The sequence below is a fragment of the Acinetobacter sp. WCHAc060042 genome, from assembly GCF_003231195.1.
GTDB lineage: Bacteria > Pseudomonadota > Gammaproteobacteria > Pseudomonadales > Moraxellaceae > Acinetobacter.
Genome location: NZ_QKVN01000007.1, coordinates 41,105 through 54,192 on the forward strand (window position 1 = coordinate 41,105; position 13,088 = coordinate 54,192).

Genomic DNA, 13,088 nt, shown 5'->3' on the forward strand with positions numbered 1-13,088 from the left:
AGGGAGAAGGAGCGCTGGCTACTCCCACCAAATCGGCAATACCCAAATCACTGCCCTGCTTGATGGCACCAATTTCATGTCGCCTAAACTCTTTCAAAACACTCCAGAAAAAGATGTGCATGAAATTTTAAAGAAATACGCTGCCGACCAAGCCAAAGGCGTACAAACCTCTGTCAATGCCTTCCTCGTGAATACAGGTCATTCGCTGGTTTTGGTAGATAGTGGCGCTGCTAGCTGTTTTGGTGCACATTTGGGTTCAGTATTAAGCAACTTAAAAGCATCTGGCTATCAACCAGAGCAAGTCGATACCATCTTACTGACGCACCTGCACCCAGACCATGTGTGTGGTATTAGCCAAAATGGAGTAGCAAACTTTCCCAATGCAACGGTTTATGTCTCGAATGATGAAGCAAAATATTGGTTAGATCCAAAACAAGCTGTTAAATTACCGAAAGAAAAACAAGCAGGCTACTTAGGAACTGTTGAAAAAATTAAACAAGCCATTGCACCCTATCAAGCCAAAAACCGCTTCAAAACGTATCAATTGGGCGATCAGGTTCAGGGCTTTAAAGTGATTAATACCGCAGGGCATACACCCGGACATTTTAGCTATGAGTTAAAAACTAAAGATGAAACGGTGGTCTTTATTGGTGACATTGTGCACTCACATACCGTGCAATTTGATAAACCTACAACGGCAATTGATTATGATATCGACCCGAAAAAAGCGGTACAAACCCGCTTAAAGCAATTTGCTGAATATGCGAAAGGCGGGCAAACCATTGCAGCACCACACTTGCCATTCCCCGGCATTGGGCACATTTATTCAGCAGATGGTAAAAGCTATCAATGGATTCCTGTGCATTTTAAGGATTGATGAAATATAAAAAACCCTCTCATTTTTGGAGAGGGTTAGCCTGAGCTCAAACAGTTACTTCATTCCAAAAATAAGTTTTAAACCCAATCCCGTCATCACAGCCCCAGCAACACGATCAAATACTTTCTTAAACTTTAAATATACACGACGTGGCTTTTCCGCAGACAAGGCCACCGCCACAAGCGAATACCAACCTGCATCAATAAAAAAGCACAGCATCGGCAATACCACATAGAAATAAGTTGGAATTTCTTTGGGTAAAAGTGCAGTAAAAATACTGGCAAGAATAATGGCAATTTTAGGATTACTGAGCTGAGTAATCAGCCCCAACCGAAAAGCCTGTACATAACTCATCGTCTTTACAGAACCATTTACAGCTTCCATCGGTTCTTTAGCATGTTTAATGATTTTATAAGCCAGCCAAAGTAAGTACAAACCGCCAAAAACTTTCAAAGCAATATAAGCGGACGGTACAGCCAACAAAATTGCTTGTAACCCCATGACTGCAAGCAAACCAAACAATGCAGCGCCTGTGCCTGTACCTAAAGCAGTAAATAAGCCATGTTTACGTGAAATCGCAATTGAATTTTTGGCGACATAAATAAATGTTGGACCAGGACTAATAGCACCTAACATTAATGCCAAAGTAATAGAGCCTAAAATCAATAATGATTCCAAGAGTGACCTCTAAGTTGAGAGAATTTTATCAGCAACGATTTTACGCTAAACAAGGTTGTTACGATATTCACTTTATCAATTATTTTTCACGTTTATATTTCAATGTATAGGCTTTACGCCATTCAATTATATCTTTTAATGATCAATACATGGCCTATTTTCAAACACATTTCGCGTACAGAAAAAATATACCCACAATAGAGTAATTACTCCATAAAAAATAATAACATCAATTATTTAGATCATATTCAATTTTAATAAAAAGACAAATGTGTATTAAAAATAACCATTATCTACATATTTTTGATTACAAAATATAATGAGTGGATTGCTTCCCATTTCATACATTTTTCATATATAAAAAGACATACTATTTTTAAGGTTTTTCTAAACCAATTTTTTTACTTCATCGTTTTTAACATCATAATTAAAGGTGAACCATGCAAAATAAGAAGCGCACCCCATTAGACGCGCAACAGTCCCATCTTTGGATTATTGGTGGTGGTATCGCAGGTATGGCTGCTGCTGCATTTGCAATCCGTGATGCCAAAGTCCTTGCCAAAAATATCCATATTTTAGAAGAACTCGATATTTCAGGTGGCTCGATGGACGGTGGACATACCCCGCATGCCGCACAAGCTTGGGTGACACGTGGCGGACGGATGCTCACTGATGAAACGTATCTATGCCTGTGGGATTTATTTTCCAGTATTCCATCTTTGGAAAATCCAGACATTTCGGTGCGTGAAGAGTGCCGTGAGTTTAATGAAAAAGTGAAAACCCATGCCAATGCACGTTTGATTGATGCGGAACATGTCATTGCAGATGCTGCAAAACTTGGGCTGAATACGCTACATCGTGCGCAAATGCTACGCTTATTGGCTTCAAAAGAAGAAAAAATTGGCAGCCGCCGCATAGATGAGTTTTTTGATGAGGCCTTTTTTGAAACCAATTTCTGGCGTATGTGGCGCACAACTTTCGCTTTTCAAAAATGGCACAGCGCAGCAGAATTAAGACGCTATTTCTTGCGTTTTATTCAAGAACTACCGCGTATTCATACTTTAGCAGGTGTGAAACGCACCAAATACAACCAATATGATTCAATGATTCTACCTCTACAGCGTTGGCTAGTCGCACAAGGTGTCGATGTGCGTTTTGGACACTATGTTACAGATGCGGACTTCATTAACAATGCTGAAACTCAAGAGCGCCATGCCTCCCGCCTATATGTACAATTGCCTGAAGGCACAGAGCAAATTAATCTGAAAGCCAATGATTTAGCCATTTTCACTTTAGGCTCTATTACCGCAGACTCGCGTTATGGTGGTAATCATGACGTACCTGCCCTCATTCGTAATCGAGAAGATCATGGCTGGACGCTTTGGGAAACGCTGGCACAAAAAGCCCCAGACTTTGGCCGTCCAATGACTTTTTATGGCAATGTCGATGAACATAAGTGGGAGTCATTTACACTAACCATGAAAGATGACGTGCTACTTAAACGTATTATTGACTATACAGGCAATGAACCGGGTACAGGCGCACTGATGACTTGGTACGAGTCGGGTTGGCATTTATCCATCGTGGTTCCCGCACAGCCACACTTTGCCGACTTACCTGAAGGTTTATATACCTTATGGGGCTACGGTTTCCAAATTGACCATATAGGCGATTACATCAAAAAACCAATGTCCGAGGCCACGGGGCAAGAAATTCTAACAGAGCTGATTAAACAACTCGGTTTTGAGGACATTTTAGATCATGTTTTAGCAACGACTGATGTTACTACAGCCATGATGCCATACGCCTCTGCCCTGTTTGCCTGCCGTAAACCGGGGGATCGTCCACAAGTGATTCCACAAGGCTCACAAAACTTTGCTTTCCTTGGACAGTTTGTGGAAATTGAAGATGACGTGGTCTTTACTGTGGAATATTCAGTTCGTGGAGCGATGCTTGCCATTTATGAGTTCTTTGGGGTGGAACGTGAAATCCCTGAAATTTACAATGGTCTGCTTGACCCAAAAGTGGGTTTGAAAGCTTTAGAAACAGTGTTCCACTAAGTTTTGAATATATAGCGATAAGAGCACGCTTCTGTGCTCTTATCACTTTTAAGCAAAATGTCACTTCTTCGAATTACAAAACTCATTTGAAGCTTTGATCGCACAGATGCAGTATAAGATTCATCTAAAATTTTAAAAATAAAACTATGAAACTCGCCGAAGCACTTTTATTGCGTAGTGATTTACAAACCAAGCTCGCCTCTTTACAGCAACGGATCAACAATAATGTTTTGATCCAAGAAGGCGATGAACTGAGTGAAGACCCTAATGCGCTGATGGGTGAGGCCTTTAGTGTAAATACAGAGTTACATCATCTGATTGAAAAAATTCATGCGACCAATGCTCAAGCGAAAACCAGCACGGGCCAATCCATGCTCAGTGTTTTAAACACACGTGATTTGCTTACTCAACAGCATCGCATTATTCAACAGGCCATCGACAGTTCACGACGTGAAAATGGTCGTTATAGTTCCAGTGAAATTCGCTGGGTTAAAACCATAGCGGTTGCAGACTTGCAAAAACAAGCTGATGCAATTAGCCAGCAACTCAGGCAAAATAACTTAGAGATTCAAGCTTCAAATTGGCAAATCGAACTGATCTAACCAATTTGAGCCACAACAGTTTGGGCATATTGGGCGAGTACAAGGCCTTTTATACGTTTGTAAGGCTTTAATTCAACAAACGTTTGCAGGAAGTAAGACGTCTACTTCACATTTTCACAAATCTGACGTAGCACAATGCATCTTTTATACTGCACATCGCACCTTGCACCACCATGTACTGACAATATGCCTCCCTATTTTACATCTTAGTAGGCATCAGCCTGTGTAGGCGTTTTCTGATCAAAAGCCATTTCTTGTGATGGAAGTTTATAGTCACGATCATGCACAGGAACACCACCAATAATCATGGTACGAGCCTCAGTTCTAGGCTGATTCAAATCCTTTTTTGCATCACACGCGGTTAGCTGAGTGAGCAATAAAACCAATACTAGGGTAGATAAGGTTTTCATCATATCCCCTCATTTATCATTATTGTGCTTTCAGCATATCACTTTTATTTTTCCAATCCTATCGACTTTGTTACAACTCTTATCTAGCCAAATGAGGGTTCTGTACGTATTTTTTTATTTATAATAAATATCAATCATTCATAAATAAAACAATAATATAAATGATTTAAGCTAACCAAAATTCGATTTAAATATTTATCCGACGTATTGAAGAAACCATCTTGTCGGAGTCTTATCTTGTTTTATTCAATTTCTTCATCAGCCTGCGGCTCGCCCTACTTTTGTTTCGACAAAAGTAGGCAAAACCATTGTCATCTGCAAAACCTGTTCATTCCTTGGATTTATTCAAATATAGCGAATAAAACATTATGTTATTTACACCATGCAGGTTGCAGATGACGTTTTCGAGTCGCCTATTTCTTATCGAAATTAGATTAAATTAGAAAAAGACAAAGTAATTTACAAAATCTTACAGGATGGAATATTTACAACGGACACTTTTGTCCGTTAAATAATAGCACTCCCAAATCAAATGAAATAATCACCATGACCAGTCGTCAACAGCGTGCTGCACAAAACCGTGAGGAATTGCTCGAAGCTGCGGTTCAGGTTTTTCGTACACACGGAATCAATGCTCCCTTACAAATGATCATTGATGCAGCCAATGTCGGGCGGGCGACGTTTTATCGTAATTTTGATGACCGTCGTGCCTTGGTGATTGCACTCATGGAACAAGCTTTGGAACGTCTCGCTGTTCGTGCGGCAGCGTTTTCTCAGTATGAAGATGGTTTTATTCGTTTAATTGAAAACCATGTTTATAACTTGCCCTATTTAACCGCACTGATGGAATATTGGCGGGTGATTGAGCGTGATGATCCCGTCATGGTCGATATCTACGCGCGCCGCAATGCGATTTTACAACCTTTGATTGATCAAGCCATACAGCACGGCGTATGTCGCCCCGATTTGACTACCCAAGATTACGCCATGATTACAGCGATTTTAAGGACTTCCTTTCAAGGGTTGACCAATCTAGAGCAACAACAACTTGCACAACGTGCGATTGAGCTCTTACTCAATGGTATTCGGGCATAAAGGTCACCACTCATGACACAGCCACCGCGTTTACTCGAACCCGCGCCAAACTGGACTGCCGAAGAAAAGCCAACCCTACCCGGCTCCCCTGCCGTGATTGCGCACTCCACGCCTAAGCGCTTCATATATTTTTTTATTGGTTTGTTTGTTGCACTATCTGCAAGTCTCAGTAACGGTTTTATTACCGCAAATTTACCCTTAATTCAGGGTGAATATGGACTAACACCCTCTGAGGTAGCATGGATTCCTGCAGCTTATGTGATGGCCAATGTCAGTGCGAACCTGATTCTATTTAAAGCCCGCCAACAATACGGTCTGCGTCTATTTTCTGAAATAGGCCTACTGATTTTTATTGTAGTTTTAGTTTTACACGTCTTTGTACATACCTTTGAAATGGCTGTACTGGTGCGTTTTATTAGCGGCATGGTTGCAGCACCGCTCAGCTCTTTAGGCATGTATTACATTATGCAGGCTTTTAAGCGAGAAAATTTTGGTCGCAGTATCTATTTGGCTTTAGGCTTCCAACAGCTTGGTATTCCCTTAGCATGGATCATTTCTCCGTACCTTATTGATGTCAATAACTGGAATGTCCTATATACCTTTGAAATTGGTTTAGCCCTGTGCTGTTTTGCAATGGTGGTTTCTCTAAAGTTACCCCGTAGTTTAAGAATTGCTGTTTTTGAAAAGCAGGACTTTTTCACCTTTGCCCTGCTTGCGCCTGGTTTTGCCTTTTTGTGTATTGTGCTGACCCAAGGCCCTATTCTGTGGTGGTTTGAAGTGAAATGGTTGGCCTATTTGCTCATTGTAGGGTTCAGCCTAATTGTGATTGGTTTGGTCTACGAACATTATCGGGTCAATCCACTGATCATGACACGTTGGCTAGGAACATCATCCACGCTTCGTTTTATTATCGGTGCCTTTGCAATTCGCTTCTTAATGTCGGAGCAAAGTTATGCTGCCGTGAGTTTTCTCAAAACGATGGGCATGGGCCCCGATCAATTTGTCCCGCTCTATGTGGTGATCTTTTTAGGCATTGTGTCTGGAACCTTATTTAGTGCCATCACTTTTTCACGTGAACGGATTATTTGGCACCTACTGTTAGCAGAAGCTTTGGTATTAATTGCTTGCGGGCTAGATTTTCACCTCACCAGCGATATTCGCCCTTCCAACTTCTACGGCAGTCAGTTTTTGGTAGGCTTTGCCAGTGGTGTATTTATTGGTCCACTTTTAATCACGGGTATCTTAAATGCTATGCAAAAAGGCCCTACCCATATTGTCACGTTCATTGTTTTATTTTCAGCGACTCAAACATTTGGTGGCTTAGTCGGTTCATCGTTTTACTCCACCTATCAACAAGTCCGAACCCAGAACTATCGTGCTGAAATGATTCAACAACTCCCCGAAACCAATCCGTTGATTGCACAGCGTCTTTTAGCGTATCAACAAAGTTCGCATAGTTACACGCTCGATCAGCAGTTAGAGCAACAACAAGCCTTAAAAAATCTCAATCAAGTGGTGACTCGAGAGGCCCAAGTACGTGCCTATAACGATGTGATTAGCTTCAATGGCATCGTGGCCATGCTGCTGTTGCTGTGGGGGACATTCCTAATTGTACGGAATCAATATCAACTGCGACAACAGGCGAAAATCGGTCCTGCCTAATGCCACTGCTCCCTATTTATTGAGAAATTGTTATGTCTGAAGATCAAAAAACCGTAGCTCCCGCTGAAACAACCACAAGGTCTGAAAATACCGCTCAGCCTGAACAGCCCGTGGCAGTAGCAACACCGATTACGCCACCTTCGAGTAAATTGATTCCAACAGCGAAACGTACGTTGATTTTGATGTTTTTAATACTGATCATCGGTATCGGGATCATTTTATGGGCATGGAAAATTGGACCATTTGACAGTGCGGTTGAGTCCACTGACAACAGCTATGTCAAAGGCAAAACCACAGTACTTTCTTCGCAAATTAACGGCTATGTCAAAGATGTGTTGGTCAGTGATTTTGATCACGTCAAAAAAGGACAGGTGTTGATGCATATTGATGCCACCACCTATGACCAAAAAGTCACACAGGCTGAAGCAGGCGTAGATCAAGCCCAAAATAACCTCTCCAATCAAAGCCAAAATATTGCACAGCGTAAAGCCGATATTGTGGCGGCAGAAGCCAAAGTGGAACAAGCGCGAACAGCCTATCAACTGTCATTGACACAACAACAGCGTTATCAGCAGTTGGGCGACTCTGGTGCAGCGTCTAAATCGGAACAAGACAAAGCCTTTGCCGATACCCAAAATAATTTAGCCTTACTGCAACAAGCACAGGCCAATGTCCTAGTGGCAAAAGAAGCGCTCAAAACGGCACAAGTGGCTGAAACAGGACTCAAAGCACAAGTGACCAATGCCGCTGCGCAGTTGGATCAAGCCAAAACCACCAAAAATTACAGCAGTATTATCGCCCCGATGGATGGACAACTGGGTGAAGTCAATCCACGAGTGGGACAATATGTAGCCGCAGGCACACAGTTGCTCTATCTGATTCCGCAGCAGACGTGGGTCACGGCAAACTTTAAAGAAACTCAAATTGCCAACATGAAAATTGGGCAAAAAGCATGGTTCACGGTGGATGCCCTCAATCATCAGAAATTTACAGGCCATGTCGAGCAAATTTCTCCAGCGGCAGGCTCAGAGTTTAGTGTGCTTAAAGCCGATAATGCGACGGGCAACTTTACCAAAGTGGTGCAACGTATTGCTGTACGGATTGCAATTGATCCGAATCAAACGGGCATAGAAAATTTACGCCCTGGCATGTCCGTGATTAGTTCGGTCAATACCCGATCTGCACAGCATTAATCCTGTGCAGAAACCAAGACTTTTCACTTACACTATGCACTCAACCTGATTGATTAAAGCCCTATGTTTGAACAGATTGCGCAGTCCATTCCCTATCAGCACATCAGTGTTGGCGGAATCAATATCAGCATCAAACGTTTGGACTTGGTCCATCCATACATTTCAGGCAATAAATTTTTTAAACTGAAATACAATCTGTTAGCGGCACAGCAACAAGGCTATAAAAAGCTACTGACCTTTGGTGGGGCCTATTCCAATCATATTGCAGCGACTGCCTATGCAGCACAGTTATTGGGTTTTGAAAGTTTAGGCATTATTCGAGGTGAAGAGCTAGCCAGCAAATCCTTAAACCCAACTCTACATACGGCGCAACAATTTGGTATGCAGTTGCAGTTTGTGACGCGAGAAGCCTATCGACAAAAGCAAAGCTCAGCCTACTTAGCACAGTTACAACAAGATTATCCTGACTATTATGTGATTCCTGAAGGGGGCACCAATCCCCTTGCCATTCAAGGCTGCTCAGAAATTCTCTCTGATGCGGATCGACAAAATTACGATCTGATTTGCTGTGCCGTAGGCACAGGTGGCACCATTGCGGGTCTGATTGAAGCCAGTCATTCGCAGCAGCAAGTTTTGGGCTTCTCCGCACTCAAAGGTGTTTTTTTGAGTCGAGAGATAAAGCAACTGACTGAAAAAGAAAATTGGCAAATTACCGATCAATATTGCTGTGGCGGTTATGCTAAAACCACGCCTGAACTCCTGCAATTTATTCAAGACTTTGAGCAGCAATATGACATTCCACTGGAACAAATTTACACAGGCAAAATGCTGTTAGGTTTAAGCGATTTAATTCAACAAGGCACATTTTCCATAGATCATCGTATTTTGGTGATTCATTCAGGTGGACTGCAAGGTCGTTTAGCTGCGCTTTAGATAGTCCTGAAAAAGCAAAAAAGATGGTCTATAATGCCCTGCTTTATTCTCCCGTGAGTGTGTCATGTCCGCAAATCAATATGATGTCTTAGTTTTAGGTGCAGGTGCATCTGGCTTAATGACAGCCTATATGGCAGCTCAACGTGGACGTAAAGTGGTGGTGGTAGAAAAAGCCAATAAAGTCGGTAAAAAAATTCTCATGTCGGGTGGTGGTAAATGTAACTTTACCAACCTCTATGTCGAACCCAGCAACTTTATTTCGCATAATCCACACTTTGTGATTTCAGCTCTCACTCGTTATACCAATTGGGACTTTATAGGCATGGTCTGTGAGTACGGGATTGAATATGAAGAGCGTAAACACGGTCAGCTGTTCACTCTAAAAGGTGCCAAAGAAATTTTAGCCATGCTGTTGAGCGAGTGTGAGAAAACAGGTTTGGTGGACATTAAAACCAACTGTGAAGTGAAAGCTATCACCGCACTCGATGAACAAAGTTTTCAAATTGCCACAACACTGGGGTATTTTGAAGCCGAATCTGTAGTCATTGCATCGGGAGGGTTATCTATTCCGACCTTAGGAGGTTCAGGGATTGGCTATGAAATTGCAAAGCAATTTGGTCACCATGTTTATCCGACTCGCGCAGGTTTAGTACCTTTTACCTTTTCAGATAGTTTTAAAGAAGTAACCACACGCTTAAGTGGCAACGCAGTCGATGCAACTTTATCGAATGACTTAAACGCTTTCACCGAAGCCCTTTTATTTACGCATCGTGGGCTCAGTGGGCCAAGCTCGCTACAGCTGTCAAATTATTGGGATGTAGGACAAAGCTTCAAAATTGACTTCTTGCCAAGTGTGGATTTGCAAGACTACTTAAAAGCCAAGAAACACAGTCAGCCCAAAGCCCTGCTTCGTACTTTAATGGGTGAACATTTCCCGAAAAGTGTAGTGGTTGAACTACAAAATCTGATTTGGCCTGAATTGGCTGAAACAGCGATTGGCCAACTGTCAGATGAAAAACTGGAGCACATTGCAACGCGCTTACATGCATTTGAAGTCAAACCATCAGGAACCGAAGGTTACCGTACCGCTGAGGTCACTTTAGGCGGTGTAGATACCACGGAAGTTTCATCGAAAACCATGGAAAGTAAAAAGCAAAAAGGCTTGTACTTTGTCGGCGAAATACTGGATGTCACAGGACATTTGGGTGGTTTCAACTTCCAATGGGCATGGTCATCTGCACATGCCGCATCAGAATATGTCTAAGCCATCTGCTTAAACGATAAATTATTCTAAATAATCAGTGCATAGCAGTACGCACTGCTTTTGCTTCTGCTGACGAGCAAGCGCTAAGTCCATTTTCGCAATGGCAATTTGCACATGGCTAAGTTCAGTCACGGTACGGCGCAACATCAATGTCTTTTTTAATATTTTCATCATTGGTTTTTCCTTGTTTATGTACAATTTATCAAAATAAATTGTGAAATATTCATCAATTCATATTTCAAAGTATAGGCATCTAAGTATTTCTAATTTATGAAATATCCATATTTCACATGCATTAAACATACCAAATTAAATGCCATTCAACACTATATACTTTTGTATTATTTTTCATCATCCTTTTCAGTCACTACTCGCTCAGAAGATTGCGCGGGAAGCATCTCTGACGCTGTGGATTGCTTAGCTTCTGCTTTCGGCTTCGCAAAGACAAACTTATAAGCACTCACGAAAAATCCAACGGTAATGCCTGCAATAATAATAGGCGCAAAATATTTATTTGGGGCTTTTTTTGACATCGTTTACTCCAATAAAAAACATCAACCACTATTAGCGGTTGATGTTTAGTATGATTAATTTAGTCTGGATCTTTGGGGTGAACATCAATATCTTGCTCAGCTTCACCCGTTGAACCAAAAGGTTTATTTAAAGGTTTATGCGCAGGATCGACCTCTGCTGTAGTTGGAATATCATCTGCATGTTGATATTCCTCTGCAACCGTTGGTGCATCCATTTGCTCTTTCAGTGAGGCATGCTCTTCTTTGCCCTGTGTTGATTGCGTGCTGTCAGCTTTGGCCTGATAAAGTGGATTCGGCTGTGTACCTTCTTTTTTGGCTTTATCTAACAAGTCGGTCAAAACCCGTTCCGCAGGTTGACGACCACCCAGACCAAAAGCCAGTGCAAAAGCAATCGCAACTGCGCCAAGCGTTAAACCAAAGGCTAAGTTTACGATCGAATCTGCGATACCCATGGCACGCAAGCCCATTGCCAACACCAAGCCAATGATCAAGACACGAACAATGTTCGCTACCCAACGAGAGCTATTGTATTCAACACGTTCAATCACCTGTGCAACCAAGTTCGCCAGCCAGAAGCCCACGCCCAGAATGACTGCACCCAACAGAATGTTTGCACCAAACTGGATAAACATCGCAATCAAACCACTGATCTGCTCAAAGCCGAGTCGATTTGCTGCTTCAGAAACTGCAAATAACATGGTAAAGAACACGATGAAGTAACCCACAACGCAAGATGCTTTGGTGTTCCCTAAGAAACGTTGTAAGCCAACTTTGCTTGGAATGTCATCTACACCTGTTCCCGACAAGACTTCCACCACAAGGCTTGCGACAAAACGCGACACCACATAGGCCAAAATTAAAATCAATGCCGCCGCAATAATATGCGGAATTGCATTCATGATTTCATAAAGCATGGCCGTTGCAGGTTGAGAAATGGCATCAATCCCTAAAGCTTCAAACGCAATAATCAGCGCCGTGATAATGACGATTGCAAAAACAAAAGATCCGAGCACTTTGGCTAAATCTGAGTTTTTAAACAGTCCTACTTTTTCAACCTGTTTTTGTACATCTAGGCTTCTCAATAAACCCTCAATAATACCCCGTACAATTTTGGCCAGAATATAACCCGCAAAAACAATCACACCTGCAATAAAGATATTTGGCAGATACAGTACGGCTTCATTGACCATATTTTGGATCGGAAAGAGCAGCCCAGTCAGACCGAGTATCGACAAAACAATGGGTAAAAATAGCAATAAAATCAGCCAATAGACAATTTCACTGATGTTTTGACTCAGCGTACTGACTCCAACATCCTGACTGAGTTTTTCATCTAACTGAGTCCTATCAAGTCCTTTTTGTAAACCCACTTTGACCAGATTTGCCACAATCCAACCAATAAAACCCACAGCAACAGCAGCCAACAGTTGTGGAATAAACAACAAGAACTGTTGAACCATATTACTAAATGGCCCACTTACACTGGTGAGATTAAGCACATTGAGTGCACCAATCACCGCAATAATCAAAATCAGCCAAAACACAACACGGGAAACAATATTTTCAATATTTGAACGATGCCCTGTGGCACTCGATAGTTTTTGATTGGTGCCCAGTTTGGTTAAGACTTTTTTCACAGCACCTGCAATGAGCAAGGCAATAATCCAACCAATGATCAGAATTGCGATTGCAGACAGAATAGGATGAAACTGATCCCAATAATACATCGCATCAAATCGACCTTGATGCCCTACATAATCATTCATCTTGTTCTCCCTCTT

12 protein-coding genes and 1 pseudogene are annotated in these 13,088 nt (G+C 41.9%); 8 read left to right on the forward strand and 5 right to left on the reverse strand.

Annotated elements, in window-relative coordinates:
* Nucleotides 1-19: 19 nt before the first annotated feature.
* Nucleotides 20-877 (forward strand): annotated as a pseudogene (locus DPG01_RS04550) (MBL fold metallo-hydrolase); the annotation flags it as partial.
* 54 nt (nt 878-931) lie between these two features.
* Here the strand turns inward: DPG01_RS04550 and DPG01_RS04555 are convergent.
* Nucleotides 932-1,555: a LysE family translocator gene (locus tag DPG01_RS04555; protein ID WP_086208531.1), complete on the reverse strand. Its 624-nt coding sequence runs from the start codon at nt 1,553-1,555 to the stop codon at nt 932-934.
* A gap of 440 nt (nt 1,556-1,995) precedes the next feature.
* On the opposite strand from DPG01_RS04555, the gene DPG01_RS04560 reads away from it, so the two are divergent.
* Complete coding sequence (locus DPG01_RS04560) at nt 1,996-3,615, forward strand: oleate hydratase (RefSeq protein ID WP_110974318.1); 1,620 nt, start codon at nt 1,996-1,998, stop codon at nt 3,613-3,615.
* Nucleotides 3,616-3,761: 146 nt separating this feature from the next.
* Nucleotides 3,762-4,217 carry a DIP1984 family protein gene (locus DPG01_RS04565; protein ID WP_110974319.1) on the forward strand — a complete coding sequence of 152 codons (456 nt, stop codon included), beginning with the start codon at nt 3,762-3,764 and terminating at the stop codon, nt 4,215-4,217.
* Nucleotides 4,218-4,423: 206 nt separating this feature from the next.
* Here DPG01_RS04565 and DPG01_RS04570 read toward each other — a convergent pair whose 3' ends face one another.
* The gene (locus DPG01_RS04570) at nt 4,424-4,627 is read right to left on the reverse strand and encodes an NF038215 family lipoprotein (RefSeq protein WP_110974350.1); all 204 of its coding nucleotides are present in this window, start codon (nt 4,625-4,627) and stop codon (nt 4,424-4,426) included.
* A gap of 546 nt (nt 4,628-5,173) precedes the next feature.
* Between DPG01_RS04570 and DPG01_RS04575 the strand changes: the two genes are divergently transcribed.
* The 5 genes from DPG01_RS04575 to DPG01_RS04595 all read left to right on the forward strand — a co-directional run bounded on the left by DPG01_RS04575 (nt 5,174) and on the right by DPG01_RS04595 (nt 10,774).
* The gene (locus DPG01_RS04575) at nt 5,174-5,722 is read left to right on the forward strand and encodes a TetR/AcrR family transcriptional regulator (RefSeq protein WP_110974320.1); all 549 of its coding nucleotides are present in this window, start codon (nt 5,174-5,176) and stop codon (nt 5,720-5,722) included.
* 12 nt (nt 5,723-5,734) lie between these two features.
* Nucleotides 5,735-7,384 carry an MFS transporter gene (locus tag DPG01_RS04580; protein ID WP_110974321.1) on the forward strand — a complete coding sequence of 550 codons (1,650 nt, stop codon included), beginning with the start codon at nt 5,735-5,737 and terminating at the stop codon, nt 7,382-7,384.
* A gap of 32 nt (nt 7,385-7,416) precedes the next feature.
* Nucleotides 7,417-8,577, forward strand: a complete 1,161-nt coding sequence (locus DPG01_RS04585) for an HlyD family secretion protein (protein WP_110974322.1) — start codon at nt 7,417-7,419, stop codon at nt 8,575-8,577.
* Nucleotides 8,578-8,640: 63 nt separating this feature from the next.
* Nucleotides 8,641-9,510, forward strand: a complete 870-nt coding sequence (locus DPG01_RS04590; protein ID WP_110974323.1) for a 1-aminocyclopropane-1-carboxylate deaminase/D-cysteine desulfhydrase — start codon at nt 8,641-8,643, stop codon at nt 9,508-9,510.
* A gap of 64 nt (nt 9,511-9,574) precedes the next feature.
* Nucleotides 9,575-10,774, forward strand: coding sequence for an NAD(P)/FAD-dependent oxidoreductase (locus DPG01_RS04595; RefSeq protein WP_110974324.1), 1,200 nt, complete (start codon nt 9,575-9,577; stop codon nt 10,772-10,774).
* A 21-nt stretch (nt 10,775-10,795) separates the two neighbouring features.
* Here the strand turns inward: DPG01_RS04595 and DPG01_RS18760 are convergent, their stop codons facing one another.
* From DPG01_RS18760 to DPG01_RS04605, 3 genes are all read right to left on the reverse strand, one after another.
* Nucleotides 10,796-10,948: a hypothetical protein gene (locus DPG01_RS18760; RefSeq protein ID WP_171327353.1), complete on the reverse strand. Its 153-nt coding sequence runs from the start codon at nt 10,946-10,948 to the stop codon at nt 10,796-10,798.
* A 167-nt stretch (nt 10,949-11,115) separates the two neighbouring features.
* On the reverse strand, nt 11,116-11,307 hold the full coding sequence (locus DPG01_RS04600) for a hypothetical protein (protein WP_086208539.1): 192 nt from the start codon (nt 11,305-11,307) through the stop codon (nt 11,116-11,118).
* A gap of 59 nt (nt 11,308-11,366) precedes the next feature.
* On the reverse strand, nt 11,367-13,073 hold the full coding sequence (locus tag DPG01_RS04605; protein WP_110974325.1) for a mechanosensitive ion channel: 1,707 nt from the start codon (nt 13,071-13,073) through the stop codon (nt 11,367-11,369).
* Between the last annotated feature and the right edge of the window lie 15 nt (nt 13,074-13,088).